Source organism: Pseudomonas sp. Irchel s3b6, assembly GCF_900187415.1.
Lineage (GTDB): Bacteria > Pseudomonadota > Gammaproteobacteria > Pseudomonadales > Pseudomonadaceae > Aquipseudomonas.
In genome coordinates this window covers 195,296-219,946 of sequence record NZ_FYDM01000008.1, presented here as the reverse complement: position 1 = coordinate 219,946, position 24,651 = coordinate 195,296, and the positions used below count along the sequence as shown (strand labels likewise).

The following is a 24,651-nucleotide window of genomic DNA, read 5'->3' as shown; positions in this document are numbered from 1 at the left end:
GGCATGACAGTTTCCACAGAAAAACCGCGCTCATCGATTTTAGGGCCGCCTTGCGGCCCAGCGGGAGCACGCTCCCTCGCCACAGGGTTTTATGCAACTCCCCGGTAATGATCTTCATGCCTGCCAACCACTTCAACACCCATTGCCCCGATTGGGCCACTGCCCTGCTCAACGGCTTCAGCCAGATTTTCCTCCAGCGCAACCCGTTGTGCGGCCTGCTGTGCCTGTTGGCCATCCTCCTGACGGCCCCGGCCTTGCTCGGCGGCGCCCTGCTGGGTGGCGTTGCCGGCTTGCTCACCGCGCAACGTCGTGGCTATGCCAAGGCGGATCGCCAGGCCGGCCTGTTCAGCTACAACGGGGTATTGATCGGCCTGTTGCTGAGCCTGGCCTTCAGTTGGTCGGCCATGTTGCCGCCCCTGATCCTCGCCTGCGGCGGGTTGAGCGCCATGCTCACCGAGCAATGGCTCAAACGCACCCGCAAGCAGCGCTTTCTACCCGCCTATACCGCGCCCTTCGTGCTATTGGGCTGGTTGCTCCTGAGCTTCGCCGCGCCCACCCCTGCAACGCCCGACCCCGTGGCCGAACTCACGGCCTTGAACCTGCTGGGCGCCGGACTCAAGGGCCTGGGCCAGGTCATGTTCCTCGACCATCCGCTGGCGGGTGTCCTGATCGCCGCCGGTCTATTGCTCGCCGATCGCCGTGCCGCCCTCTGGGCGCTGGTGGGCTCAGCCGCCGGCCTGACCTGCGCCCTGTGGATGAACGACACCTCAGGCGCCTTGATCGGCCTGCAGGGCTACAACCCGGCACTGGCAGCCCTGGCCCTCAGCCAACAACGCCGCCAACCCTGGCTGCCGCTGCTGGGTATCGCGCTGGCGATCCTGCTCACACCGGCCTTCGCCGCCATGGGCCTGGCAACGCTGACCGCGCCCTTCATCCTCGCCTGCTGGTTGCTGCGTGCCGGTATTCGCCTGCTGCGCCGCACACCCCGCGACCGTTCGCCTTGCCAAACCCCGGAGAATCAACCTAGGCTGCGCTGATTTACAGCCAAGGCGATGTGAATGGACAGCAGGGACACGTGGCGCAATCGCCTGTACGTGATTATTTTCCAGACCGACACACCGGCGGGACGGCGCTTCGACACCAGCTTGCTGCTGATCATCTTCGCCAGCCTGGTGGTGGTGATCCTGGACAGCATCGATGACGTCCATCAGAACTACGCCGGCCTGCTGGCCGCCATAGAGTGGGGCTTCACCGCGATTTTCCTGCTCGAGTACGGCCTGCGCCTGTACTGCTCCCCCAAACCGCTGCGCTATGCGTTCAGCTTCTATGGGCTGGTGGACCTGCTGGCGATCGTGCCGGGAATCCTGGCGCTGTATTACAGCGACGCCCAGTACCTGTTGATCATCCGGGTGATCCGGATGCTGCGGATCTTCCGCGTGCTCAAGCTCGGCCCCTACCTCAAGCAGGCCCATTACCTGCTCGACGCCTTGCGCGGCAGCAAACAGAAAATCCTCGTGTTCCTGCTCAGTGTCTGCACCCTGGTCACAGTGTTCGGCACCCTGATGTACGTGGTCGAAGGCCCGGAACATGGCTTTACCAGCATTCCCAAAGGCATCTATTGGGCAATCGTGACCCTGACCACCGTCGGTTACGGCGACATCGTGCCCAAGACCATATTGGGCCAGATCATTTCGTCGATGGTGATGATCACCGGTTACTCGATCATTGCCGTGCCCACCGGGATCTTCACCGCGGAGCTGGCCAACGCCATGCGCGGGGAAAAGCTGCAACACGACTGCCCGGTGTGCAGCAAAGACAACCATGAACACGGCGCGTCATTCTGCTCACGCTGCGGCAACGCGCTATTCAAGAAAATCGAATAAGCAAAGCACTTTTTAGTATTTAAAGAGCTATAGAGCTCCCGCTATAGTCGACGGCAAATTGCCTTCACTCTCTCGAACAAAAGGAATGTGCAGTGAAAAAAATCTTTGGCGCTTCACTTCTGGCCGCTGGCCTGACCCTCGCTAGCATGGCTCAAGCCGCACCGACCCTGCTCAACGTTTCCTACGACGTGATGCGCGATTTCTACAAGGACTACAACACTGCCTTCCAGAAACACTGGCAAGCCGAGCACAACGAAAACATCACCGTGCAGATGTCCTTCGGCGGCTCCAGCAAACAGGCGCGCTCTGTGATCGACGGCCTGCCAGCCGACATCATCACCATGAACATGGCCACCGACATCAACGCGTTGGCCGACAACGGCAAACTGGTCCCTGAGAACTGGGTCACCCGCCTGCCGAACAACAGTGCACCGTTCACCTCGGCCACCGTGTTCATCGTCCGCAAAGGCAACCCCAAAGCCCTGAAAGACTGGCCAGACCTGCTCAAGGATGGCGTCCAGGTCATCGTGCCAAACCCGAAAACCTCGGGTAACGGCCGCTACACCTACCTGTCGGCCTGGGGCTACGTGCTGAAGAATGGTGGCGACGAGAACAAGGCCAAGGACTTCGTCGGCAAACTGTTCAAGCAAGCCCCGGTGCTCGACACCGGTGGCCGCGCCGCCACCACCACCTTCATGACCAACCAGATTGGCGACGTGCTGGTGACTTTCGAAAACGAAGCGGAAATGATCGCCCGCGAGTTCGGCCGCGACCAGTTCGAAGTGATCTACCCGAGCGTCTCCGCCGAAGCCGAGCCACCGGTGAGCGTGGTCGACAAGGTCGTCGACAAGAAAGGCACCCGCGCCGCCGCCGACGAGTACCTGAAATACCTGTGGTCCCCACAGGGCCAGGAAATTGCCGCCGCCAACTACCTGCGCCCGCGTGACCCGGCCATCCTCGCCAAATATACCGACCGCTTCCCGACAGTCGATTTCCTGTCGGTGGAGAAAACCTTCGGTGACTGGCGCACCGTGCAGAAAACCCACTTCAACGATGGCGGTGTTTTCGACCAGATCTATAGCGGCCAGTAACCGCTGAGCGAGGCCTTACAAAGGCGACCTTCGGGTCGCCTTTTTCATGGGGCGTATTTATCTCGTGCTACGCAGGCATCACCTCCAGTTCAACCCGCCATTGCGCCAGCGAAAGAATCACTCACCAGCACCCGCGAAGACTCAGGTGGACTGCTCGAGAGAAATAACACAGAGAAACACCATCCAGCATTTTCGTTTATTGCGATTTTCGTTTATTTCGAATAACCTCAAAAAACACACCATTAAGCATTCTGGAACACCGTCATGCCTTCAGTTATCCCCCCACCCATCAGCCTACCCATGGAGCGTGAAATCAAAGCAGCCATTGAAGGCCAACGTGCATTGGTGGCGTATCTTTCGACTCACTTTGAAACTCAACAGATTCAAATAATCGATGAGCAAAATGAAGCCCACAACGTCGAGCTTCCCACCTCGGCACTGCGGTTGCTGGTCGACATCCTGGCGGAGCTGGCAGCAGGCAATGCGGTCAAGGTCGTGCCGGTACATGCGGAGCTGACCACTCAGGAGGCCGCCGACTTGCTCAATGTCTCGCGCCCACATCTAATCAAGCTGCTGGAATGCGGGGAACTGTCCTACCACAAAACAGGCAAGCACCGTCGTGTGCGCTTTGCCGAACTGATGGACTATAAGCACAAGCGCGATGCAGCCAGCGAACACGCCATGGCATTGCTCGCAGAACAGGCTCAGACGCTGAGGTTCGGATACGAGTGAGGCACTCCTCTTTCACCGTTGTGTATGACGCCTGCGTGCTCTATCCCGCCCCATTACGCGACTTCCTGATGTGGCTTGCCCTTTCCGGGCGATTCCGCGCCAGATGGACACAGCAGATACACAATGAGTGGAAAAGAAACCTTCTGAAAAATCGGCCCGACCTCACAGTAGAACAACTGGATCGCACCTCCACTCTGATGGACCAGGCCGTTCCTGATGCCTGCGTCACCCGCTATGAAAACCTGATCGAAGGGCTGTCGCTACCAGATGCCGATGATCGTCATGTCCTGGCGGCCGCCCTGCGCTGCGGTGCCGGTGTCATCGTGACCTTCAATCAAAAGGACTTTCCTGCCAGCACATTGGGGCCTCTGGGTGTCGAGGCACAGCATCCCGATGAGTTCATAGACAACCTGTTCGATCTCGACCCCGCAGCAGTCATTGCAGCAGCCCAGCGCCAGCGTGCTCATCTGAAACTGCCATCAATGGATGTCGACAGTTATCTGGCGCTGCTGCAGCGACAAGGACTCGTCCAATCTGTCAAGGAACTCACCCACTACCGAGCCATTCTCTGAATGCTGAAACGGCGCCCCAAGGCGCCGTTTTCATTACTGCCCGTACTGCCGGCCCAACCCCGACGGCACGCCATGGATATCGGTATCCTCCCATGGCCCCTGCGGGCTGATGCTGCGGCTCCAACCGTTGTTCCAGCGGTAATAGGTGCGCTGGCGGTAGAAGACGTTGGTCTGGTCGTCGAGAACATAGACGCCCAACTTGGCGTCCCAGTGGCTGTTACCGCCAGGAGGCGGGGCGAAGCTTGCCGAGGTGCGCGGCAGGGGCTTGCCCGGTTTGTTCGGGGTCACCGGCTTGCTGGGCGCGGTGGAGGGTCCAGGCTTGGTCGTCGGGCCCGATGGCGGGCTCGGCGGCAATGGCCGGGTATCCGGTAATGGCTCCTGGACCGCACAGGCGCTCAACCCCAAAACCAGACTGAGCAGAGTGATACGGGCGAATACGGTCATTGCGGTGTTTCCTGGTTATTTGTCCGGACTGTCGATGGTCAGTTTTTGCGGCGCGGTGGTGCTGCTGGCCAAAGGCTGGCTGCGACCGATCCATTCGCCGGCAGTCGGTTGACCGGCACGGGACACGCGCGCAACCAGTTGGACTTCAGGAAAGTTGGACAGTTTCAACTGCGGCATCATTGCGTCGGCATCACCCAGCTCAACGGTCACAGGCAGGTCGGCAACGGTCAGGCGCTTGGCTGCCAGGGGGGCCGGCGGGCCGGACGTGGCGCGCGCAAAGATGAACACGCTGTCACCCGGCAAGACCTTGGCCTTCAGGTCAGCCGCCAGGTCGACGGTCACCTTCAGCAGCGCCGCGGGCTTGGCCGCGGCGACCGGAGCCTTGGCCACGGCACCGCCGCTTTCCTGCAGTTTTTCGCTCGCCCGTTGAATGCCGCCCTGCAGGGCGCTGCGCGAATTGTCCTCGGCGGGCAGTTGCGCCAGCAGGCGATTCCAGTAGTCGATGGCCTCCTGGTAACGCTCGCCTTCGAAGGCCGCGATGCCCAGCAGGCCGAGGCTGGTGACTTCTTTCGGATCAGCCTTGAGCGCTTCGTCGGTCAACGCCTGGACCTTGTCCGACCACTTCTTGTTGTCGGCAAAGTACTGGGCCTGGGCCCACTGGCCGAGCAACTCGGGCTGACGGCCGGCAATGGCCACGGTGCGTTCGAACATCTTCGCGGCGTCCGCCGGACGGTCCTGGGCCATATAGGTACGCCCCAGGAAGTACAGGCCTTCGGCAGAGTCCGGCTGAGCGGCAACGGCCCGTTCCAGGCGCAGGGTCATCTCTTCCATGGTCTGCGGCGCCTGGGCGAATTCGCGGGTCAATTCGACCTTGTCGCTGGCACCAAAATGCAGGTACAACCCCAGCCCCAACACCGGCACCAGGATCGCGGCCAGCAACGGCAGCGGCTTGCCCAGGCGGGAAACCCGACCGGTATCGGCACCTTCGGTGTCGGCCAACAGCTCACGGGCGGCTTCGTCACGACCGGCGCTCATCTGCGTCGCATCGAGCACGCCTTCGGCCTGCTGCGACTGCAACTCGGCCACGCGCTCTTGGTAAAGCGCCACGTTCAGCGCGGTACGATCCTCTTCGCGCTGGGCGCGACGGCCCCGCAGCACCGGGATCAACAGAAAACTCAGGGCAACCAGTAGAAGCAGACCTGCAGCGAGCCAGAAATCAATCATTCTTGGTTTTTATCCAACAGTTGGTCGAGGCGCTTGCGCTCCTCGTCAGTAAGCGTGTCCTTGCCAGCGGCACGCTCGACGCGCCGACGACGGACGATCAGGGCAATCACCACCACACCCCCGAGCAACAGCCCGGCCGGGCCAAACCACAGCAGCGCGGTCTTGCCGGTCAGGGCCGGCTTGTAGCGCACGAAGTCGCCGTAGCGATCGACCATGAAGTCGATGATCTGCTGGTTGTCCTTGCCCTCGCCGAGCATGCGGAAAATCTCTTTGCGCAGGTCAGCGGCAATCGGGGCGTTGGAGTCGGCAATGTCCTGGTTCTGGCACTTGGGGCAACGCAGCTCTTTGGTCAGCTCGCGAAACCGCTCGCGATCGCCTTCCTTGGCGAACTCGTAGGTGTCGATGGCCGCATGGGCCACACCCGCGATGCTCAAGCCCAGTACGGCAGCGGCAATCCAGCGCTTCATGGCTTGGCCTCGTCGACCAGCGCCTGGTACTTGGGCGCCAGTTGCTCACGCCAGACCACTTCGTCGATCACCCCGACGTATTTGTCGCGAATGATCCCCTTGGCGTCGATGAAGAAGGTTTCCGGGGCACCGTAGACACCCAGGTTCAAGCCCAGGGTGCCCTCCTCGTCACGGATGTCCAGCAGGTACGGGTTGTGGAACTCGGCCAGCCACTTCAGGGCGTCGGCATTGACGTCCTTGTAGTTGACGCCGTAGATCACCACGCCCTGCCCGGCCAGCTTGTTCAGCACCGGGTGTTCGACCCGGCAGGAAATGCACCAGGTCCCCCAGACGTTGACCAGTGCCGGCTTACCCAGCAGGTCGGCGCGGGTCAGGGTCTTGTCGCCCTGCACCGTGGGCAGGGTGAACTCCGGGAACGGCTTGCCGATCATCGCCGAAGGCAACTCGGCCGGGTTCAGGTACAACCCCCGATAAAGAAACACGGCGACCACCAGGAACAGCGCCAGTGGCAACACCATCAACCAACGTTTCATGCAGTCGCTCCCGTCATGCCCAGCGCTTCACGCACACGGCTTTTCACCTTGACCCGATAACGCCGGTCCATTGCCGCCAGCAAACCGCCAAAACCGGTGAGCAGGCCGCCGAACCAGATCCAGCGCACGAACGGCTTGACGTGCACGCGCACGGCCCAGGCGCCATCGCCCAGGGATTCACCCAGGGCCACATAGATGTCCCGGGTGAAGCCGGCATCGATCCCGGCTTCGGTCATGACCGAGTTCTGCACGGTATACAGGCGTTTTTCCGGGTGCAGAACACTGACTTCCTTGCCATCGCGGATCACCCGCACGGTACCCTTGTCGGAGGTGAAGTTCGGGCCTTCGAAGTGCTTGGCCCCCTCGAACACGAAGTGATAACCGGCCAGCTCCATCGACTCGCCCGGGTCCAGGCGCAAGTCGCGCTCGGCGCTGTTTTGGCTCGACAGCACCACGCCCAGCGCGCACACGGCAATACCAAAATGCGCGATCTGCATGCCCCAGTAGCTGCGGGTCAGGGTCGGCAGGCCCTTGATCAGGCCCTTGTGACGGGTTTTATCGAAGATGTCACGCACACCGGCCAGCAACACCCAGGCCGCGAGCATGAAAGTCGCCAGCACCGCCCAGTTGAAATCGCCGTAGGCGATCCCGGCCACCACGGCCAGCGCGGCGCTGCCCAGGAGCACCGGGGTCAGCATGCCCAACAACCATTTCACCGGGGTGTCTTTCCAGCGCACCAGCACGCCCACCGCCATCACCACCATCAGCAATGCCATCAATGGAATGAACAGGGCATTGAAGTACGGCGGGCCCACCGACAGCTTGGCGCCGGTCAGGGCGTCCAGCACCAGCGGGTACAAGGTGCCCAGCAGAATCATCGAGGCCGCCACCACCAGTACCAGGTTATTGCCCAGCAGCAGGGTTTCCCGGGACCACAGGTTGAAGCCCACATGGCTCTTGACCACCGGCGCACGCAAGGCAAACAGCGTCAGCGAACCGCCCACCACGAACAGCAGGAAGATCAGGATGAACACGCCACGCTCAGGGTCCGAGGCGAACGCGTGCACCGACGTCAGGACGCCGGAACGAACCAGGAAGGTGCCCAGCAGGCTCAGGGAAAACGCGGCGATGGCCAGCAACACGGTCCAGCTCTTGAACACACCCCGCTTTTCAGTCACCGCCAGCGAGTGGATCAGCGCAGTACCGACCAGCCAGGGCATGAACGAGGCGTTTTCCACCGGGTCCCAGAACCACCAGCCACCCCAGCCGAGTTCGTAGTAGGCCCACCACGAGCCGAGGGTGATGCCGATACCCAGGAAAGCCCAGGCAACAATGGTCCAGGGACGGGACCAGCGGGCCCACGCCGCATCCAGGCGACCGCCCATCAGCGCGGCAATGGCGAAGGCGAAGGCCACCGAGAAGCCGACGTAGCCCATGTAGAGCATCGGCGGGTGAACGATCAGGCCGATGTCTTGCAGCAACGGATTGAGGTCGGCGCCATCCGTCGGCATTTGCGGCAGGATGCGCTCGAAGGGGTTCGAGGTAGCGATCAGGAACAGCAGGAAACCGGTGCTGATCATGCCCATCACCGCCAGTACCCGGGCTAGCATGACCTGCGGCAGTTGCCGGGAGAACACCGACACCGCGAAGGTCCAGCCACCGAGAATCAGTGCCCACAACAACAGGGAACCTTCGTGGGCACCCCACACGGCGCTGAACTTGTAGTACCAGGGCAATGCACTGTTGGAGTTGTTGGCCACATAGGCGACCGAGAAGTCATCGGCCATGAAGGCGTAGGTCAGGCACCCGAAGGCGAACGCCAGAAAGGTGAACTGGCCCCACGCCGCTGGCTGGGCCAGGCCCATCCACAGGCGATCGCCGCGCCAGGCGCCGAGCAACGGCACAATGGCCTGCACGACGGCAAAGCACAGGGCGAGAATCATCGCCAGGTGGCCAAGCTCGGGAATAAAGAGACCGGAAGTCATGGATCAACCCTCCTTCGCGGGTGTGGGAGCGGATTGACCACTGTCTTTGAGCGCCTTGGTCACTTCGGGCGGCATGTACTTCTCGTCGTGCTTGGCCAACACTTCGTCCGCCACTACCACGCCATCGGCGTTCAGCTTGCCCAGCGCAACGATGCCCTGCCCTTCGCGGAACAGGTCCGGAAGGATGCCGCGGTAGGTGATGGTCACGGACTTGCTGAAGTCGGTCACCACGAACCTCACGTCCAGCGAATCGCCGGAACGTTGCAGGGACCCGGCTTCGACCATGCCGCCCGCGCGGATGCGCGTGTCTTGCGGGGCTTCGCCGTTGGCGATCTGGGTCGGCGTGTAGAACAGGTTGATGTTCTGCTGCAGGGCGCTCAAGGCCAGGCCGACGGCAGCGCCGACACCGACCAGGATCGCGAGAATGATGACAAGACGCTTTTTACGCAGCGGATTCACTGGCTGTTCTCCCGGCGCAGACGACGCGCCTCTTGTTGCAGATAACGCTTGCGGGCCAGGATCGGCGCGGCCACGTTGAGGGCCAGTACCGCCAGGCAGATGCCATAGGCCGACCAGACATAAAGACCGTGATGGCCCATGGCGAGGAAGTCGCCAAATGAAGCGAAACTCATGACGCGGCCTCCAGGCTGTTTTGCACTTCGGCTTTCACCCAGCTGGCACGCGCTTCGCGCTTGAGTACTTCAAGGCGCATGCGCAGCAATAGCACCGCGCCGAAGAAACAGTAGAAACCCAGCACCGTGAGCAACAACGGCAGCCACATTTGCGCCGGCATCGCCGGTTTTTCGGTAAGGGTGAAGGTGGCGCCCTGGTGCAGGGTGTTCCACCACTCCACCGAGTACTTGATGATCGGGATGTTGATCACGCCGACAATCGCCAGCACCGCGCAGGCCTTGGCCGCGCTGTCGCGATTGCTGATGGCATTGCCCAGGGCAATGAGACCGAAATACAGGAACAGCAGGATCAGCATCGACGTCAGCCGGGCATCCCAGACCCACCACGAGCCCCAGGTCGGCTTGCCCCAGATCGCCCCGGTCACCAGCGCCACGGCTGTCATCCAGGCGCCGATCGGCGCGGCGCATTGCAGGGCCACGTCCGCCAGTTTCATCTTCCACACCAGTCCCACAATGCCGCAGACCGCCAGCATCACATAGATGGACTGGGCCAGCATGGCGGCCGGCACATGAATGTAGATGATCCGGAAGCTGTTGCCTTGCTGGTAGTCCTGCGGCGCGAAGGCCAGGCCCCAGACGGCACCGATGCCGATCAGCAGCAACGCGGCGATACTCAGCCAGGGCAGCATTCTACCGCTGATGCCGTAAAACCACTTGGGTGAGCCGAGTTTATGAAACCAGGTCCAGTTCATTACTGTTTCCATCACGGTTGTTTTTCGTTGTCACGAAAAGCCAGGGCCTTTACTGATTAAAAAATAACCAGGCCTCATTATTCGCCGACGCTGATCTTCAGGCCAGCGGCTATTGCAAAGGGTGTCAGGGTTATCGCCAGGGCGGCCAGGCTACCCAGCCACAGCAGATAACCGGTTGTCGGCATACCCTGGAGCGCCGCCTGCAAGGCACCACTGCCCAGGATCAACACCGGGATATACAACGGCAAAATCAACAGCGCCAGCAGCAAGCCACCACGCTTGAGACCCACTGTCAGTGCCGCGCCGACCGCACCGAGCAAGCTCAGTACCGGTGTACCCAGCAACAGCGACAAGAGCAAAACCGGCAGACAGGCGGCAGGCAAACCGAGCATCAACGCCAGTAACGGCGCAAGCAATACCAGTGCCAGGCCGGAAAACACCCAGTGTGCCAGTACTTTTGCCAAAACCAGAAGAGGCAGGGGGTGCGACGAAAGGACCCACTGCTCAAGGGATCCGTCCTCGAAATCACTGCGGAAAAGCCCGTCCAGCGAGAGCAAAACCGACAAAAGGGCCGCTACCCAGACCAGGCCCGGCGACAAGGTTTGCAACAATTGTGTCTCAGGTCCGACCGCCAGCGGGAACAATGCAACGACGATGGCGAAGAATACGAGAGGGTTGGCCAGTTCTGCCGGACGACGACACAACAAGCGCGCCTCACGGGCGACCAACAGCGCAAAGACACTCATACGGCCCACCGCCCCAGATCAATGTCGCGGTAACCGGCCGGCATCCGGGTCAGGGTGTGGTGAGTGGTCAAGACCACCATGCCACCCTGCTCGCAGTGTGCGGCCAGGTGTTCTTCCAACTGGGCGACACCTTGTTTGTCGAGCGCGGTAAACGGCTCGTCGAGAATCCACAGCTTCGGGCTGTCCAGGTACAACCGCGCCAGGGCGACCCGGCGTTGCTGCCCGGCGGACAGGGTGTGGCAGGGAACATCTTCGAAACCACGCAGTCCTACCGCTTCCAGCGCCCGCCAGATGGCCTCATGGGTGGCCGGTCGATGCAAGGCGCACAACCAACTGAGGTTCTCCTCAGGGGTCAGCAAGTCCTTGATGCCTGCGGCATGACCAATCCACAGCAGATTGTGGGCCAGCTCCGTGCGCTGGTGATTGAGTGGCTGGCCATTGAGCAACACCTGGCCGCTGGTGGGCTGCATCAACCCGGCGAGCAGGCGCAGCAGGCTGGTCTTGCCGCTGCCGTTGGGGCCGCTGATCTGCAACATGTCACCGCTGCCCAGCTGCAATTCGAGGTGCTCGAAGAGCATTCGCAAGTCTCGCTCGCAGGCGAGCGCTACGGCTTGTAGTCGAGGGATGGTCAAAAGATCGCGGGCCTTTACGGTTCAAGTCGGCTGTGGATCGGCCGTTAACGTGGTGCAGCATAGAGGCATTGACGGCCTGTTCCAGAGAGCTGGGTCAAACAATTGCGATGTTTTCGCGAGGTCTCCGAAGACGGGCCGCATTATACATGCGATGTCCTACTCTAAAGAGGGCAATTTCGACAGGGTGTGACCTGATGACCGGTGAGATCAACATTCTTCCACTGCCCCCCACCGCGGCGGTCCCGTCGCGCCAGCAGGTCAGTGGCGAGTTGCTCAAGCTGCTCACGCCCATGGACGGTCTGATCGCGGCCGGCAAAAGTGCCGACGCGCAAGTCCTGTCGCTCAAGCAGAACGACCAGATCTTCCAGCTCCTGCTCAAAGTGACGCTCGACAGCGGCCGCCAGACCACGGTGCAGGCCACCAGCAATCTGCCGCTGCCCCAAGGTACCAGCCTGACCCTCACTCAACCCTCGGCCAGCAACCTGGCGATCACGGCGCAACAGGTCCAGGCCGCGAACATTGCCGCCCTCACCCGCCTGGACACCTCACAACTGCCGGTTGGCACGCTGTTGCAGGGTAAAGTACTGACCCAACAGGCGTTACCCCAAACCCCGGGGCAACCGGCGGTGTACCGCTCCATGGTGAGCCTGCTCAACACGGCGCTCAGCGGCAGTACCCTGAGTATCGACAGTGCGCAGCCGCTGCGCATCGGCACCCTGCTCAGCGCCCTGGTCCAGGACTCGCAGACCCTGAGTTTCGTGCCCCTCGCCAACCGCCAGGATCAACTGGCGATCGCTCAACAGCTGATCAACCAGCAGCACCGTCAAGGCTCGCTGGAGGGTTTGCTCAAGGCCTTGCAAAGCCTGCCCGCCGGCACCCAGCCCGCGCAGGTGCGCGCCACCGTCGAGCAACTGCTGGCAAGCCTGCCCGACGCGCAACAATTGAGCTCCAGCAAAGGGCTGGCGCTGGCGCTGGCCAACAGCGGTCTGTTTCTGGAAAACAAGCTGCTCGCCGGAGCGCCTCCCGACCTGACCCAGGACCTGAAAGGCAACCTGCTACGCCTGGTGGCACAGCTGGCACCGGGGTTGCCGGCCAACACCAGTTTCAATGCCGCCATTGCGGCCAACACCTTGGCCCAGGCCCTGCCAAGTTTCGTGCGCAACGCCCTCGGGACCCTGGGCCAGGTCAGTGCCAAACCGCACCCCGGCAGCTTTCCCCTGCCCTCGCGCCTACTGCAGAGCCTGGACGGCGAAGGCGACCTGGAGCACCTGCTGCGCCTGGCGGCAGCTGCCATCTCTCGCCTGCAAAGTCATCAGCTGGCGGGCCTGGAACAAACCGGCATGACCGAGGAGGGTCGGCTGCAAACCACCTGGCAATTGGAAATCCCCATGCGCAATGGGCAAGACATTGTGCCGTTGCAGGTCAAACTCCAGCGTGAAGATCCCCCACCCCGGGAGCACAAGGATCAACCCGCCGAACGCGAAATCCGGCAACCGCTGTGGCGGGTTGACCTGGCCTTCGACCTGGAGCCGCTGGGGCCGCTGCAAGTCCAGGCGCAACTGGTACGCGGCAGCCTGTCCAGCCAGCTCTGGGCCGAGCAGCCCTACACCGCGAGCCTGATCGAACAGCACCTGGGCAGCCTGCGTGCGCAACTGCTGGCCGCTGGGCTGAACGTCGGCGAGCTGGATTGCCACCTCGGCAAACCACCCCAGGGCTCGCAAACCCGTCTCGAACAACGCTGGGTCGACGATACCGCATGAAAAACCCCAACCCGCCCCGCCAGGCCATCGCCCTCAAGTACGACGGCAGCCACGCCCCCACGCTGACCGCCAAGGGTGACGAAGCGCTGGCCGAAGCCATCCTGAAAATCGCTCGCGACTGTGAAGTGCCGATCTATGAAAACGCCGAACTGGTGAGACTGCTGGCGCGGATGGAATTGGGGGACAGCATTCCGGAGGAGTTGTATCGAACGATTGCCGAGATCATTGCGTTCGCCTGGAAACTCAAGGGCAAGTTTCCCGCCGAGCAGCATTCACAGACAGCGATGGAAGAGAGGGATGTGACTGTTAGGGGCAGTTGTGAGCTTTAAGCTGCAAGCCATAGCACGTTGCTTTCACTTGCAGCTTGCGGCTAGAAACCTCTAGCTGCCCTTATGCATCTTGCGCATCAACTCCGCCTCGGCCTGGGTCAGGCCGCAGGACTGAGTGAGTTCATCGACGCTGGCGCCCATCCCCACCAGCCGCGCCGCCTGGGCGAACGACAGGCTCGTCGGGTCGCGCTGCTCGAGCTGCGCCAGTTTGTCCGGCAAGGGCCCGACCACCGCACGCAACTCATGCAGGTCTTCGCCCATGCGCACGTTACCGTCCTGGTAGTTGTCGACGCGTCTGGCCAGGTCCTTGAGGCGTTGATCGCGCAACGCATCCGCCTTGGCCTGCTCCACCGCCAGCTCGCGCTGCTTGCGGGTGTAGGCCAGACACATCGCCAGGGTGCCGATCCAGAGCAACCCCAGCACAATGACAGCAACCTCGAGAATCAATCAGATACTCTCCAGTTCCGACCACTCTTCTTCGCTCATCATCTTGTCCAGCTCGACCAGGATCAGCAATTCGTTGTTCTTGTTGCACACGCCCTGAATGAACTTGGCCGACTCGTCGTTACCGACATTCGGCGCGGTCTCGATTTCCGACTGACGCAGGTAAACCACTTCAGCCACGCTGTCGACCATGATCCCGACCACTTGCTTGTCGGCCTCGATGATCACGATCCGGGTGTTGTCGCTGACTTCCACCGTCCCCAGGCCGAAGCGCTGGCGAGTGTCGATCACCGTGACCACGTTGCCGCGCAGGTTGATGATGCCCAGCACATAGCTTGGCGCACCCGGAACCGGAGCGATCTCGGTGTAACGCAGGACTTCCTGAACGCGCATCACATTGATGCCGTAGGTTTCATTGTCCAGCTTGAAGGTTACCCATTGCAGGATCGGATCTTCGGAACCCTTTGCAGACGACGCCTTATCATTCATACCCTGACCCCTCGAAAAACCGCCCATGGCGGTGTGTGTTCTGCCTGGCCGCACGGTGCATGCGACCCGCTGTCTGTTATGTCGGTCAATTGACCGGTTTCAAATTGCCCATGTGCCTGGCGCCACCACTGGCGATCAACTCCGCCAGTTCCGAGACGTCCAGCAACGCACACATGTGTTCAATCACGGTGCCTGCCAACCAGGATCGTTGACCACGGTGGCTGCGCCATTTGATTTCGTTCGGATCCAGGCGCAACGAGCGGCTGACCTGATGCACCGCCAGCCCCCACTCATAACCCTGAACCGAGATCACGTATTGCAGGCCCTGGCGAAAATCGTCGCGATAGCGATCGGGCATGACCCAGCGCGCGGTATCCAGCACCTTCAGGTTGCCGGCCTGGCTCGGCAAAATCCCGAGGAACCACTCCGGCTGCCCGAACAACGGTGTCAGCTCGTGCCCGGCCAGCGGATAGATCGAACCCAGGCACACCAGCGGCACGGCCAGGGTCAAACCGGCGACGTCGAACAGCAGGCATTCGAACGGCTCCGCGGCCCAGCTCGGCCGGCCATCGCCCTTGAGCGGAGGTGGTGTCTGGCTGGGCGGCAAGTGCACTTCAGCCACGGGCTCAACCAGTGCCTGCTGTAAAGGAGCAACCAAAGACACAGGTGCCAGAATCGGTGCAGGGGCTTCCAGTGCAGGGGCCTCCAGCACCGGCACCACGACAGGTTCACTGGTCATCGCCGGGGTGAGCGGCTCGGCCACCACCACGGGGGCCTGCGCGTCACGCGCCTGTTCTTCGAGTACCGCGGCCTGGAACTCGTCCAGCGCGTCTTCAACCTCGATCACCTCGAGGACTTCAATGACCTGGACCACTTCGGGTGCCAACTCTTCAGTCGCGTCTTGCAGCAATCCATCCAGATAGGACTGCAATGCCAATTGCGGGCGAGACGCGATCTGTACCGGCCGATTCATCTCAAGCCACCTGCGCGACAAGTTGCTGGGCCAGCAAGTGCTTGAGCAACGAACGATAGGCCAGCACGCCACGGCTCTTGCCGTCGAACTGCGAAGGCGTCAGCCCCGCCCGGCTGGCGTCGCGCAGCCGGGTATCGACCGGGATATAGCCTTGCCAGATTTCATCCGGGTACAGGTCGCGCAACACCCTCAAGGTGCCAAGCGAGGCCTGGGTGCGACGGTCGAACAGGGTCGGCACGATGGTAAACGGCAACGCCTGCTTGCGTGAGCGGTTGATCATCGCCAGGGTATTGACCATGCGCTCCAGCCCTTTGACCGCCAAGTGCTCGGTCTGAACCGGGATCACCAGTTGCTGGCTGGCCGCCAAGGCATTGACCATCAGCACACCGAGCAACGGCGGGCTGTCGATCAGTGCGTAATCGAAGTCTTGCCACAGCTGCGCCAGACTCTTGGCGATGACCAGGCCCAGGCCACTCTGCCCCGGCGACTGGCGCTCAAGGGTGGCCAGCGCGGTGCTGGAGGGCAACAGGGAAATGTGTTCATCGCTGGTCGGCAACAGCAACTGCCCGGGCAACCCCTGGGGCACGCTGCCCTTGTGCAAGAACAGGTCGTAGCTGCTGTGCTCCAGGCTATCGGGGTCGTAGCCGAAGTAGCTGGTCATGGAGCCGTGGGGGTCCAGGTCGACCACGACCACACGCTTGCCCGCCTCGGCCAGTAATCCGGCTAAAGCGATGGAGGACGTGGTTTTACCAACACCACCCTTTTGATTGGCAACTGCCCAGACTCTCATTCAGTTCGTTCCTCCCGGTCGTACAGGGGCAACCGAGAAATAGCTCAACGTGTTAAGCCGGGTGACGGAGAATTGACGGCACTCGCGTTGCCCGGCGACTTGACAGGCGTCGGTGCAGTTTGTGTGCCAGCACGCTTCAAGGCGGCGTCCGGTTGCGCATGGGCGGCTCCGGTGGCGGTCAGGCTGCGCCGCACATCGAGATTGCGCGACACCACCAGCACCACCCGACGGTTGCGTGCGCGGCCTTCGGCGGTGGCGTTGTTGGCCACCGGCTGAAACTCACCGTAACCCACCGAGGCCAGCCTCCCAGGGTTGACTCCCTGCATGGCCAGCATGCGCACGATGCTCGCCGAACGGGCCGAGGACAGTTCCCAGTTGGTCGGGTACTGCGCGGTGCGGATCGGTTGATCGTCCGTGAACCCTTCAACGTGAATCGGGTTGTCGAACGGTTTCAGAATCGCCGCGACCTTGTCGATGATACTGAACGCGATATCGCTGGGCATGGCGTCGCCGCTGCCGAACAGCAAGCTGGAGTTCAGTTCGATCTCGACCCACAACTCGTTACCGCGCACGGTCATCTGGTTGGAGCTGATCAAGTCACCAAACGCCGCGCTGATGTCGTCGGCAATGCTCTTGAGCGGGTCGTTGCTGGCCTGGGCGAGCCCCGCGTCGATCTGCTCGGCATCCTTGACCAGCGGCTGGGCTGGGGTCACGGTGCGCGGACGCTCGTCACCAATCGGGATCGGCTTGAGGGCACGATCCGAATCGGTGAACACGCCGATCAAGGCTTCGGAGATGACCTTGTACTTGCCTTCGTTGATCGAAGAGATGGAATACATCACCACGAAAAAGGCGAACAGCAACGTAATGAAGTCAGCGTAGGAAACCAGCCAGCGTTCATGGTTGACATGCTCTTCAGTGTGGCGACGACGTGCCATGGTCAATCCCCTAGTCCATGAAGCCCTGTAGCTTCAACTCAATGGAACGAGGGTTTTCACCTTCAGCGATCGACAACAGGCCTTCGAGCAACATTTCCCGGTACCGGGACTGGCGCAAGGCAATCGCCTTGAGCTTGGCGGCAATCGGCAGCAGCACCAGGTTGGCACTGGCCACCCCGTAGATGGTCGCAACGAACGCCACGGCAATGCCGCTGCCCAGTTGCGACGGATCGGCCAGGTTGCCCATGACATGAATCAGGCCCATCACCGCACCGATGATGCCGATGGTCGGCGCATAGCCGCCCATGCTTTCAAACACCTTGGCCGCTTCGATATCGCGGCTTTCCTGGGTATAGAAATCCACCTCCAGGATGCTGCGGATCGCTTCCGGCTCGACGCCATCGACCAGCAATTGCAGGCCCTTGCGCGAATAGCTGTCCGGTTCGGTGTCCGCCACGCCTTCCAGGCCGAGCAGGCCCTCCTTGCGCGCGGTGAGGCTCCAGTTGACGACACGGTCGATGCCGCCGGCCAGATCGATACGGGGCGGGAACAGGATCCACGCGAGGATCTGCATGGCCCGCTTGAAGGCACTCATCGGCGACTGCAACAACGCCGCGCCAATGGTGCCACCCAGCACAATCAAGGCCGCCGGGCCATTGGCCAAGGCTCCCAGGTGCCCGCCTTCCAGGTAGTTGCCGCCGATAATGGCGACAAACGCCATGATGATCCCGATGAGGCTTAACACATCCATCAGATGCACGCCTCGACCAGGTGCTTGCCGATCGCGTCCAGGTCGTAGATCGCGTCCGCCAGGTTGGCTTTGACGATCGCCATCGGCATGCCGTAGATCACGCAGCTGGCTTCATCCTGGGCCCAGATCGAACTGCCGCCCTGCTTGAGCAGGCGTGCACCTTCGCGACCGTCGGCGCCCATGCCGGTGAGCACCACCGCCAGAACTTTGTCGCCATAGGACTTGGCCGCCGAACCGAAGGTGATGTCCACGCACGGCTTGTAGTTCAAACGCTCATCGCCCGGGAGGATTTTCACCGCGCCACGGCCATCGACCATCATTTGCTTGCCGCCCGGCGCGAGCAAGGCCAGGCCGGGACGCAGGATGTCACCGTCCTCGGCTTCCTTGACGCTGATCCGGCACAGCTTGTCCAGACGCTCGGCGAAAGCCTTGGTGAAGGCCGCCGGCATGTGCTGAACCAGCACGATCGGGGCCGGGAAGTGGGCGGGCAACTGCGTCAGCACACGCTGCAAGGCCACGGGCCCGCCAGTGGACGTACCGATGGCCACCAGCTTGTAGGATTTGCGCTTGGGGGCCGGCGACGACGGGCTGGCGACCGCAGCACGGCTCGGCACGGGCAGCGGGGCCGGGCGTACTGACGCGCTGCTGCCGTAGCTGCTGACACTGGCAGGTGCCGGCGCTGTCGGCGCGGCAACCGGTGCCGGAGCACTGTAGCCGCTCATGCGACGGTTGCTGCGTGAAAGGCTGTGAACCTTCTCGCACAACAGTTGCTTGACCTTCTCGGGGTTGCGCGAGATGTCTTCGAAATTCTTCGGCAGGAAATCCACCGCGCCGGCGTCCAGCGCATCGAGGGTCACCCGGGCGCCTTCATGGGTCAGCGAGGAGAACATCAACACCGGGGTCGGACAGCGCTGCATGATGTGCCGCACTGCCGTGATGCCATCCATCATCGGCATCTCGTAGTCCATGGTGATCACGTCCGGCTTGAGGGCCAGGGCCTGATCGATCGCCTCTTTACCGTTGGTGGCCGTCCCGACCACCTGGATATTCGGATCGGCCGAAAGAATTTCCGAGACGCGGCGGCGGAAAAAACCCGAATCATCCACCACCAGGACCTTGACTGCCATAAACACTCCATTAGACGGAGCGAGGCTCAGTCGCCCCGCCCCATCAGAATCAAATACGCCGTGCGGCGTAACGCTTGAGCATGCTCGGAACATCGAGAATCAGGGCAATGCGGCCGTCACCGGTAATGGTGGCGCCGGACATCCCCGGGGTTCCCTGGAGCATTTTGCCCAATGGCTTGATGACCACTTCTTCCTGGCCCACCAGTTGATCGACGACAAAGCCGATTCGCTGGGTGCCCACCGAAAGGATCACCACATGGCCTTCGCGCTGCTCTTCATGAGCGGCGGAACTGACCAGCCAGCGCTTGAGGTAGAACAGTGGCAGCGCCTTGTCGCGCACGATCACCACCTCCTGACCATCGACCACGTTGGTGCGCGACAGGTCGAGGTGGAAGATCTCGTTGACGTTGACCAGCGGGAAGGCGAACGCCTGGTTGCCGAGCATGACCATCAGCGTGGGCATGATCGCCAGGGTCAGCGGGACCTTGATGACGATCTTCGAACCCTGGCCCTTGGTCGAGTAGATGTTGATCGAACCGTTGAGCTGGGAAATCTTGGTTTTCACCACGTCCATGCCCACGCCGCGCCCGGACACATCGGAGATCTCGGTCTTGGTCGAGAACCCCGGGGCAAAAATCAGGTTGTAGCATTCGGTGTCGCTCAGTCGGTCGGCGGCATCCTTGTCCATCACGCCGCGTTTTACCGCGATCGCGCGCAGGACGTTCGGGTCCATGCCTTTGCCGTCATCGGAGATCGACAGCAGGATGTGATCACCCTCCTGCTCGGCCGCCAGCACCACCTTGCCACCACGGGCCTTGCCCGAGGCCTCGCGTTCTTCCGGCGATTCGATACCGTGGTCGACCGCGTTGCGCACCAAGTGGACCAACGGATCGGCCAGCGCCTCGACGAGGTTCTTGTCCAGGTCGGTTTCTTCACCGACCAGTTCCAGGTTGATCTCTTTCTTGAGCTGACGCGCCAGGTCGCGAACCAGGCGCGGGAAGCGCCCGAAGACTTTCTTGATCGGCTGCATCCGGGTCTTCATGACGGCCGTCTGCAAGTCAGCCGTCACCACATCGAGGTTCGACACAGCCTTGGACATGGCTTCGTCGCCACTGTTGAGCCCCAGGCGAACCAGACGGTTACGCACCAGCACCAGTTCGCCGACCATGTTCATGATTTCGTCCAGGCGCGCGGTGTCCACACGGACCGTGGTCTCGGCTTCACTGACCGGCTTCTCGGCAGGCGCTGGCGTTGGTGCACGGGTCGGCGCGGCGACTGGCTTGGACGCTTGAGCCTTGGCGGGCGCTGGCGCTGGCTTGACAACCGGCTGTGCCACAGGCACGGCAACCGGAGCCGCGGGAGTAACCGTAGACCCGGCACTGCCGACGTCTTGGCTGAACTTGCCCTTGCCGTGCAACTCATCGAGCAAGGATTCGAACTCGTGATCGGAGATCAGATCGCTGCCAACAGCCACTGCGGCGGGCACGGCCGCTGCCGGAACAGAGGCAATGGCCGACTCCAGCGCTTCGACGGCAAAGTTGCCCTTGCCGTGCAACTGATCGAGCAGTGCTTCGAATTCGTCATCGGTAATATCGGTGTTCTCGGCCGCTGCGACAGGCGCAACAGGCTCGGCCGGCGCCGCGAGTGCATCGACGGCGAACTGGCCTTTACCGTGCAACTGATCGAGCAACGACTCGAACTCGGCATCGGTTATCTCATCGTTGCCGGCAGCCACCACTGGCGCTGGCGCAACGGGTGCCTCGGCTTGCGCCTTGACGGCGTTCAGCGAGTCGAGCAACTGTTCGAATTCATTGTCGGTAATGTCGCCCGAGTCGCTTTGCGCTTCAGGCTCGGCCACCGCTTCTACCAATGGCGCGACTTCATCGGCCGACTGCGGTTCGGCCAGGCGCGCCAATGCCGCCAGCAGTTGCGGGGTGGCCGCCGTGATCGGCGCCCGCTCACGGACTTCGCCGAACATGCCATTGACGGCGTCCAGCGCTTCGAGAACCACGTCCATCAGCTCTGAGTCGACGCGACGCTCACCCTTGCGCAGGATGTCGAACACGTTCTCGGCGATGTGACAGCATTCCACCAGCTCGTTGAGCTGGAGGAAGCCGGCGCCCCCTTTTACAGTGTGAAAACCGCGAAAAATTGCATTGAGCAAATCCGCATCATCCGGTCGGCTTTCCAGCTCGACCAGTTGCTCGGACAGTTGCTCTAGAATCTCGCCGGCCTCAACCAGGAAATCCTGAAGGATCTCTTCATCGGCGCCGAAGCTCATTAATGGGTGCTCCTAATGGTAAGTCCTGATGACGGTCAATGCCGGACCGGCATTCACCGTCTCCACGACCTGTGACCTAAAAACCAAGACTGGAAAGCAAATCGTCCACATCGTCCTGACCGGACATCACGTCATCACGTTTATCGGCATGAATCTGCGGACCTTCACCCTTAGCCAGATGTTTTTTCGGATCTTTTTCAGCCAGGATCGATTCGCGGTCATGTTCGATGCCCGCAAAGCGGTCGACCTGACTGGCCATCAGCACGAGCTTGAGCAGATTGCTTTCGACTTCCGTGACCAGTTGCGTCACACGCTTGATCACCTGACCGGTGAGGTCCTGGTAATCCTGGGCCAGCAGAATGTCATTGAGGTGGCCTGATACGACCTGGGTCTGCTCGGCGCTGCGCGTCAGGAAACCGTCGACGCGCCGGGCCAGTTCGCGGAACTCTTCGGCCCCGATTTCGCGACGCATGAAGCGCCCCCAGTCCGCGCTCAAGGCCTGGGCATCGGTGCCGAGGGCATTGACCAGCGGTGTGCTGCTCTCGACCAGATCCATGGTGCGGTTGGCAGCGGCCTCGGTCAGCTTGACCACATAGGACAGGCGCTCGGTGGCATCCGTGATCTGCGACACTTCCTCGGCCTGCGGCATGTGCGGGTCGATCTGAAAATTGACGATCGCGCTATGCAGCTCACGGGTCAGCTTGCCGACTTCCTGGTACAGGCCGCGGTCACGGGTCTGGTTGAGCTCATGGATCAGTTGCACGGCGTCGCCGAACTTGCCCTTTTCAAGGCTGTCGACCAATTCGACCGCGTGTTTTTTCAGGGTCGATTCAAAATCGCCCTGTGAAATCTCTCTATGCTCCATAGCTCCCCCGTGGCGCAGTGGCACCACCTATCAACCGATGCGTTCGAAGATTTTCTCGATCTTCTCTTTCAACGCCAGGGCCGTGAACGGCTTGACCACGTAGCCGTTGACGCCGGCCTGAGCCGCTTCGATGATCTGCTCGCGCTTGGCTTCAGCGGTCACCATCAACACCGGCAGGTGCTTGAGTTTTTCGTCGGCGCGCACGTGGCGCAGCAAATCGATGCCGGTCATGCCAGGCATGTTCCAGTCCGTTACCAGAAAGTCGATGCTGCCGCTGTTGAGCACAGGGATGGCCGTTGTGCCGTCGTCTGCCTCGACCGTGTTGGTGAACCCGAGGTCACGCAACAGGTTTTTAATGATCCGCCGCATCGTTGAGAAGTCATCAACGATGAGGATTTTCATGTTCTTGTCCAATTCGACCTCCAAGCAGTCTTAAACGCGCCCAGCACCTGGACACGCCATTCAATCAATCAGGCGTAACACTCAACGACTGTCTGGAGCACAACGGATTGAAGCCTGTGCGGCTGCACGCCACACCGGTCTCGTTCGCAGTGTCCCCACACTGCTGTCAACGCGCTCGCCACTCTCCCAAACGCCCCCGCAAACGGGCCGCGCACTGGCTGTGTAACTGGCTGACCCGCGATTCGCTGACCCCCAGGACCTCACCGATTTCCTTGAGGTTCAGCTCTTCGTCGTAGTACAGCGCCAACACCAGTCGCTCACGCTCCGGCAAATTGGCAATCGCGTCCGCCAGCGCGGCCTGGAAGCGTTCATCTTCCAGGTCACGCGACGGCTCAAGATGAGCACTCGCGCCATCCTCGTGCAGCCCTTCGTGTTCGCCGTCCTGCAGCAGGTCGTCGAAACTGAACAGGCGGCTGCCCAAGGTGTCATTCAAAATCCCGTAATAATCATCGAGACTCAATTGGAGTTCGGCCGCAACCTCGTGATCTTTAGCGTCACGTCCGGTTTTAGCTTCAATTGAGCGAATCGCGTCACTGACCATCCGGGTATTACGGTGGACCGAACGTGGCGCCCAGTCCCCCTTGCGCACTTCATCGAGCATCGCGCCGCGGATACGAATCCCGGCATAGGTCTCGAAACTTGCACCTTTGCTCGCGTCGTATTTGGTCGACACTTCAAGCAACCCGATCATCCCCGCCTGGATCAGGTCTTCCACCTGCACGCTGGCCGGCAGACGCGCCAGCAGGTGATAGGCAATACGTTTTACCAGTGGCGCGTAACGCTCGATCAGCTCGTACTGCGCGTCACGCGCCGACTTCTTGTACAGGTTGTAACCGCTGGCTGTCATAACACCGGACCCGCCGTTTGTTGCACCAGGCGCTCGACGAAAAACTCCAGATGCCCGCGCGGATTGGCGGGCAACGGCCAGGTATCGACTTTCTGCGCGATGGCCCTGAAGGCCAATGCGCACTTGGAGCGGGGGAAGGCTTCGTACACGGCGCGCTGTTTCTGCACGGCCTTGCGCACGCTTTCGTCGTAAGGCACCGCGCCGACATATTGTAAGGCGACATCCAGGAAGCGATCCGTGACCTTGGTCAACTTGGCGAACAGGTTGCGCCCTTCCTGCGGGCTCTGCGCCATATTGGCCAGCACGCGGAAACGGTTCATGCCGTAGTCGCGATTAAGCAGTTTGATCAGTGCGTAGGCATCGGTGATGGAGGTCGGCTCGTCGCACACCACCAGCAGCACTTCCTGGGCGGCGCGCACAAAGCTGACCACCGACTCGCCGATACCGGCAGCGGTGTCGATCACCAGCACATCGAGGTTGTCACCGATGTCGCTGAACGCCTGGATCAGACCGGCGTGCTGGGCCGGGCTCAGATGCACCATGCTCTGGGTGCCCGAGGCGGCCGGCACGATACGAATGCCGCCCGGCCCCTGCAGCAACACATCGCGCAGTTCGCAACGGCCCTCGATCACGTCGGCCAGCGTGCGCTTGGGGGTGAGCCCCAGCAACACGTCGACGTTCGCCAACCCCAGGTCGGCGTCCAGCAACATCACTCGCCTGCCGAGCTCTGCCAGAGCCAGGGACAAGTTCACTGACACGTTAGTCTTACCGACGCCACCCTTGCCGCCGGTCACCGCGATCACCTGTACGGGATGCATGCTGCCCATGTGCTTTCTATACCTTGTCGTCTTAGACGCGGGCTACATGACTGGCTGCGCGTTCAATACTGAACAATGCATGGC

The 24,651-nt window shown here is 61.6% G+C and carries 29 protein-coding genes; 7 read left to right on the top strand and 22 right to left on the bottom strand.

Annotation, left to right across the window (positions count from 1 at the left end):
* Nucleotides 1-116 precede the first annotated feature (116 nt).
* The 5 genes from CKW07_RS15765 (at nucleotide 117) to CKW07_RS15745 (ending at nucleotide 4,278) form a co-directional block, all read left to right on the top strand.
* Nucleotides 117-1,037, top strand: a complete 921-nt coding sequence (locus CKW07_RS15765; RefSeq protein WP_095145738.1) for an urea transporter — start codon at nucleotides 117-119, stop codon at nucleotides 1,035-1,037.
* Nucleotides 1,038-1,058: 21 nt separating this feature from the next.
* Nucleotides 1,059-1,883, top strand: a complete 825-nt coding sequence (locus tag CKW07_RS15760) for an ion transporter (protein WP_095145736.1) — start codon at nucleotides 1,059-1,061, stop codon at nucleotides 1,881-1,883.
* A gap of 92 nt (nucleotides 1,884-1,975) precedes the next feature.
* Nucleotides 1,976-2,974, top strand: a complete 999-nt coding sequence (locus CKW07_RS15755) for a sulfate ABC transporter substrate-binding protein (RefSeq protein WP_095145734.1) — start codon at nucleotides 1,976-1,978, stop codon at nucleotides 2,972-2,974.
* Nucleotides 2,975-3,238: 264 nt separating this feature from the next.
* A complete protein-coding gene (locus CKW07_RS15750) occupies nucleotides 3,239-3,706 on the top strand; it encodes a helix-turn-helix domain-containing protein (protein WP_095145732.1) in 468 nt (155 codons plus the stop codon).
* Entirely contained in the window at nucleotides 3,703-4,278 is a 576-nt protein-coding gene (locus tag CKW07_RS15745; protein ID WP_095145731.1) for a PIN domain-containing protein, read from the top strand. The genes CKW07_RS15750 and CKW07_RS15745 overlap by 4 nt, the downstream gene beginning before the upstream one ends.
* Nucleotides 4,279-4,311: 33 nt before the next feature.
* On the opposite strand, the gene CKW07_RS15740 is transcribed toward CKW07_RS15745, so the two are convergent.
* The 10 genes from CKW07_RS15740 to ccmA all read right to left on the bottom strand — a co-directional run bounded on the left by CKW07_RS15740 (nucleotide 4,312) and on the right by ccmA (nucleotide 11,693).
* A complete protein-coding gene (locus CKW07_RS15740; protein WP_095145729.1) occupies nucleotides 4,312-4,722 on the bottom strand; it encodes a hypothetical protein in 411 nt (136 codons plus the stop codon).
* A 15-nt stretch (nucleotides 4,723-4,737) separates the two neighbouring features.
* Nucleotides 4,738-5,946 (bottom strand): c-type cytochrome biogenesis protein CcmI, encoded by a 1,209-nt coding sequence (gene ccmI / locus CKW07_RS15735; protein WP_095145728.1) that lies wholly within the window; start codon nucleotides 5,944-5,946, stop codon nucleotides 4,738-4,740.
* Nucleotides 5,943-6,413 (bottom strand): cytochrome c-type biogenesis protein, encoded by a 471-nt coding sequence (locus CKW07_RS15730; RefSeq protein ID WP_095080100.1) that lies wholly within the window; start codon nucleotides 6,411-6,413, stop codon nucleotides 5,943-5,945. The genes ccmI and CKW07_RS15730 overlap by 4 nt, the downstream gene beginning before the upstream one ends.
* Nucleotides 6,410-6,946: a DsbE family thiol:disulfide interchange protein gene (locus CKW07_RS15725; RefSeq protein ID WP_095145726.1), complete on the bottom strand. Its 537-nt coding sequence runs from the start codon at nucleotides 6,944-6,946 to the stop codon at nucleotides 6,410-6,412. Before CKW07_RS15725 ends, CKW07_RS15730 begins: the two co-directional genes overlap by 4 nt.
* A complete protein-coding gene (locus CKW07_RS15720) occupies nucleotides 6,943-8,931 on the bottom strand; it encodes a heme lyase CcmF/NrfE family subunit (protein ID WP_095145724.1) in 1,989 nt (662 codons plus the stop codon). The genes CKW07_RS15725 and CKW07_RS15720 overlap by 4 nt, the downstream gene beginning before the upstream one ends.
* 3 nt (nucleotides 8,932-8,934) lie before the next feature.
* Nucleotides 8,935-9,390 carry a cytochrome c maturation protein CcmE gene (gene ccmE / locus CKW07_RS15715; protein WP_095145722.1) on the bottom strand — a complete coding sequence of 152 codons (456 nt, stop codon included), beginning with the start codon at nucleotides 9,388-9,390 and terminating at the stop codon, nucleotides 8,935-8,937.
* Nucleotides 9,387-9,563 (bottom strand): heme exporter protein CcmD, encoded by a 177-nt coding sequence (ccmD, locus tag CKW07_RS15710; protein WP_095080104.1) that lies wholly within the window; start codon nucleotides 9,561-9,563, stop codon nucleotides 9,387-9,389. The genes ccmE and ccmD overlap by 4 nt, the downstream gene beginning before the upstream one ends.
* A complete protein-coding gene (locus CKW07_RS15705) occupies nucleotides 9,560-10,315 on the bottom strand; it encodes a heme ABC transporter permease (RefSeq protein ID WP_095145720.1) in 756 nt (251 codons plus the stop codon). The genes ccmD and CKW07_RS15705 overlap by 4 nt, the downstream gene beginning before the upstream one ends.
* 77 nt (nucleotides 10,316-10,392) lie before the next feature.
* The gene (gene ccmB / locus CKW07_RS15700) at nucleotides 10,393-11,061 is read right to left on the bottom strand and encodes a heme exporter protein CcmB (RefSeq protein WP_095145718.1); all 669 of its coding nucleotides are present in this window, start codon (nucleotides 11,059-11,061) and stop codon (nucleotides 10,393-10,395) included.
* Nucleotides 11,058-11,693, bottom strand: coding sequence for a cytochrome c biogenesis heme-transporting ATPase CcmA (ccmA, locus tag CKW07_RS15695; protein WP_095145717.1), 636 nt, complete (start codon nucleotides 11,691-11,693; stop codon nucleotides 11,058-11,060). The genes ccmB and ccmA overlap by 4 nt, the downstream gene beginning before the upstream one ends.
* A gap of 194 nt (nucleotides 11,694-11,887) precedes the next feature.
* On the opposite strand from ccmA, the gene CKW07_RS15690 reads away from it, so the two are divergent.
* A complete protein-coding gene (locus tag CKW07_RS15690; RefSeq protein WP_095145715.1) occupies nucleotides 11,888-13,453 on the top strand; it encodes a flagellar hook-length control protein FliK in 1,566 nt (521 codons plus the stop codon).
* Nucleotides 13,450-13,782, top strand: a complete 333-nt coding sequence (locus tag CKW07_RS15685; RefSeq protein WP_095145713.1) for an EscU/YscU/HrcU family type III secretion system export apparatus switch protein — start codon at nucleotides 13,450-13,452, stop codon at nucleotides 13,780-13,782. The genes CKW07_RS15690 and CKW07_RS15685 overlap by 4 nt, the downstream gene beginning before the upstream one ends.
* A 51-nt stretch (nucleotides 13,783-13,833) precedes the next feature.
* Here CKW07_RS15685 and CKW07_RS15680 read toward each other — a convergent pair whose 3' ends face one another.
* The 12 genes from CKW07_RS15680 to fleN all read right to left on the bottom strand — a co-directional run bounded on the left by CKW07_RS15680 (nucleotide 13,834) and on the right by fleN (nucleotide 24,576).
* On the bottom strand, nucleotides 13,834-14,229 hold the full coding sequence (locus CKW07_RS15680) for a DUF2802 domain-containing protein (protein ID WP_095145711.1): 396 nt from the start codon (nucleotides 14,227-14,229) through the stop codon (nucleotides 13,834-13,836).
* On the bottom strand, nucleotides 14,230-14,715 hold the full coding sequence (locus CKW07_RS15675; RefSeq protein ID WP_095080123.1) for a chemotaxis protein CheW: 486 nt from the start codon (nucleotides 14,713-14,715) through the stop codon (nucleotides 14,230-14,232).
* An 85-nt stretch (nucleotides 14,716-14,800) separates the two neighbouring features.
* Entirely contained in the window at nucleotides 14,801-15,688 is an 888-nt protein-coding gene (locus CKW07_RS15670) for a CheW domain-containing protein (RefSeq protein ID WP_095145709.1), read from the bottom strand.
* 1 nt (nucleotide 15,689) lies between these two features.
* Nucleotides 15,690-16,478 carry a ParA family protein gene (locus tag CKW07_RS15665; protein ID WP_095145707.1) on the bottom strand — a complete coding sequence of 263 codons (789 nt, stop codon included), beginning with the start codon at nucleotides 16,476-16,478 and terminating at the stop codon, nucleotides 15,690-15,692.
* A 44-nt stretch (nucleotides 16,479-16,522) separates the two neighbouring features.
* Nucleotides 16,523-17,416, bottom strand: coding sequence for a flagellar motor protein MotD (motD, locus tag CKW07_RS15660; protein ID WP_095145798.1), 894 nt, complete (start codon nucleotides 17,414-17,416; stop codon nucleotides 16,523-16,525).
* Between the two features lie 10 nt (nucleotides 17,417-17,426).
* Nucleotides 17,427-18,167 (bottom strand): flagellar motor protein, encoded by a 741-nt coding sequence (locus tag CKW07_RS15655; RefSeq protein WP_095080127.1) that lies wholly within the window; start codon nucleotides 18,165-18,167, stop codon nucleotides 17,427-17,429.
* Complete coding sequence (locus tag CKW07_RS15650; protein WP_095145705.1) at nucleotides 18,167-19,294, bottom strand: chemotaxis response regulator protein-glutamate methylesterase; 1,128 nt, start codon at nucleotides 19,292-19,294, stop codon at nucleotides 18,167-18,169. The genes CKW07_RS15655 and CKW07_RS15650 overlap by 1 nt, the downstream gene beginning before the upstream one ends.
* A 49-nt stretch (nucleotides 19,295-19,343) precedes the next feature.
* Nucleotides 19,344-21,575, bottom strand: coding sequence for a chemotaxis protein CheA (locus tag CKW07_RS15645; protein ID WP_095145703.1), 2,232 nt, complete (start codon nucleotides 21,573-21,575; stop codon nucleotides 19,344-19,346).
* Nucleotides 21,576-21,651: 76 nt separating this feature from the next.
* Nucleotides 21,652-22,440, bottom strand: coding sequence for a protein phosphatase CheZ (locus CKW07_RS15640; RefSeq protein ID WP_095145701.1), 789 nt, complete (start codon nucleotides 22,438-22,440; stop codon nucleotides 21,652-21,654).
* Nucleotides 22,441-22,470: 30 nt separating this feature from the next.
* The gene (locus CKW07_RS15635) at nucleotides 22,471-22,842 is read right to left on the bottom strand and encodes a chemotaxis response regulator CheY (protein ID WP_172736526.1); all 372 of its coding nucleotides are present in this window, start codon (nucleotides 22,840-22,842) and stop codon (nucleotides 22,471-22,473) included.
* A 166-nt stretch (nucleotides 22,843-23,008) separates the two neighbouring features.
* On the bottom strand, nucleotides 23,009-23,749 hold the full coding sequence (gene fliA / locus CKW07_RS15630) for an RNA polymerase sigma factor FliA (RefSeq protein WP_007894214.1): 741 nt from the start codon (nucleotides 23,747-23,749) through the stop codon (nucleotides 23,009-23,011).
* Nucleotides 23,746-24,576, bottom strand: coding sequence for a flagellar synthesis regulator FleN (gene fleN, locus CKW07_RS15625; RefSeq protein WP_027621027.1), 831 nt, complete (start codon nucleotides 24,574-24,576; stop codon nucleotides 23,746-23,748). Before fleN ends, fliA begins: the two co-directional genes overlap by 4 nt.
* Nucleotides 24,577-24,651: the final 75 nt, after the last annotated feature.

Bases quoted from the DNA above. Each gene is read 5' to 3' on its own strand.
- CKW07_RS15765 (WP_095145738.1), top strand. From the start codon at position 117: ATGCCTGCCAACCACTTCAACACCCATTGCCCCGATTGGGCCACTGCC.
- CKW07_RS15760 (WP_095145736.1), top strand. From the start codon at position 1,059: ATGGACAGCAGGGACACGTGGCGCAATCGCCTGTACGTGATTATTTTC.
- CKW07_RS15750 (WP_095145732.1), top strand. From the start codon at position 3,239: ATGCCTTCAGTTATCCCCCCACCCATCAGCCTACCCATGGAGCGTGAA.
- CKW07_RS15740 (WP_095145729.1), bottom strand. From the start codon at position 4,722: ATGACCGTATTCGCCCGTATCACTCTGCTCAGTCTGGTTTTGGGGTTG.
- ccmI (WP_095145728.1), bottom strand. From the start codon at position 5,946: ATGATTGATTTCTGGCTCGCTGCAGGTCTGCTTCTACTGGTTGCCCTG.
- CKW07_RS15730 (WP_095080100.1), bottom strand. From the start codon at position 6,413: ATGAAGCGCTGGATTGCCGCTGCCGTACTGGGCTTGAGCATCGCGGGT.
- CKW07_RS15725 (WP_095145726.1), bottom strand. From the start codon at position 6,946: ATGAAACGTTGGTTGATGGTGTTGCCACTGGCGCTGTTCCTGGTGGTC.
- CKW07_RS15720 (WP_095145724.1), bottom strand. From the start codon at position 8,931: ATGACTTCCGGTCTCTTTATTCCCGAGCTTGGCCACCTGGCGATGATT.
- ccmD (WP_095080104.1), bottom strand. From the start codon at position 9,563: ATGAGTTTCGCTTCATTTGGCGACTTCCTCGCCATGGGCCATCACGGT.
- CKW07_RS15705 (WP_095145720.1), bottom strand. From the start codon at position 10,315: ATGAACTGGACCTGGTTTCATAAACTCGGCTCACCCAAGTGGTTTTAC.
- ccmB (WP_095145718.1), bottom strand. From the start codon at position 11,061: ATGAGTGTCTTTGCGCTGTTGGTCGCCCGTGAGGCGCGCTTGTTGTGT.
- CKW07_RS15690 (WP_095145715.1), top strand. From the start codon at position 11,888: ATGACCGGTGAGATCAACATTCTTCCACTGCCCCCCACCGCGGCGGTC.
- CKW07_RS15685 (WP_095145713.1), top strand. From the start codon at position 13,450: ATGAAAAACCCCAACCCGCCCCGCCAGGCCATCGCCCTCAAGTACGAC.
- CKW07_RS15675 (WP_095080123.1), bottom strand. From the start codon at position 14,715: ATGAATGATAAGGCGTCGTCTGCAAAGGGTTCCGAAGATCCGATCCTG.
- CKW07_RS15670 (WP_095145709.1), bottom strand. From the start codon at position 15,688: ATGAATCGGCCGGTACAGATCGCGTCTCGCCCGCAATTGGCATTGCAG.
- CKW07_RS15665 (WP_095145707.1), bottom strand. From the start codon at position 16,478: ATGAGAGTCTGGGCAGTTGCCAATCAAAAGGGTGGTGTTGGTAAAACC.
- motD (WP_095145798.1), bottom strand. From the start codon at position 17,416: ATGGCACGTCGTCGCCACACTGAAGAGCATGTCAACCATGAACGCTGG.
- CKW07_RS15655 (WP_095080127.1), bottom strand. From the start codon at position 18,167: ATGGATGTGTTAAGCCTCATCGGGATCATCATGGCGTTTGTCGCCATT.
- CKW07_RS15650 (WP_095145705.1), bottom strand. From the start codon at position 19,294: ATGGCAGTCAAGGTCCTGGTGGTGGATGATTCGGGTTTTTTCCGCCGC.
- CKW07_RS15645 (WP_095145703.1), bottom strand. From the start codon at position 21,575: ATGAGCTTCGGCGCCGATGAAGAGATCCTTCAGGATTTCCTGGTTGAG.
- CKW07_RS15640 (WP_095145701.1), bottom strand. From the start codon at position 22,440: ATGGAGCATAGAGAGATTTCACAGGGCGATTTTGAATCGACCCTGAAA.
- CKW07_RS15635 (WP_172736526.1), bottom strand. From the start codon at position 22,842: ATGAAAATCCTCATCGTTGATGACTTCTCAACGATGCGGCGGATCATT.
- fliA (WP_007894214.1), bottom strand. From the start codon at position 23,749: ATGACAGCCAGCGGTTACAACCTGTACAAGAAGTCGGCGCGTGACGCG.
- fleN (WP_027621027.1), bottom strand. From the start codon at position 24,576: ATGGGCAGCATGCATCCCGTACAGGTGATCGCGGTGACCGGCGGCAAG.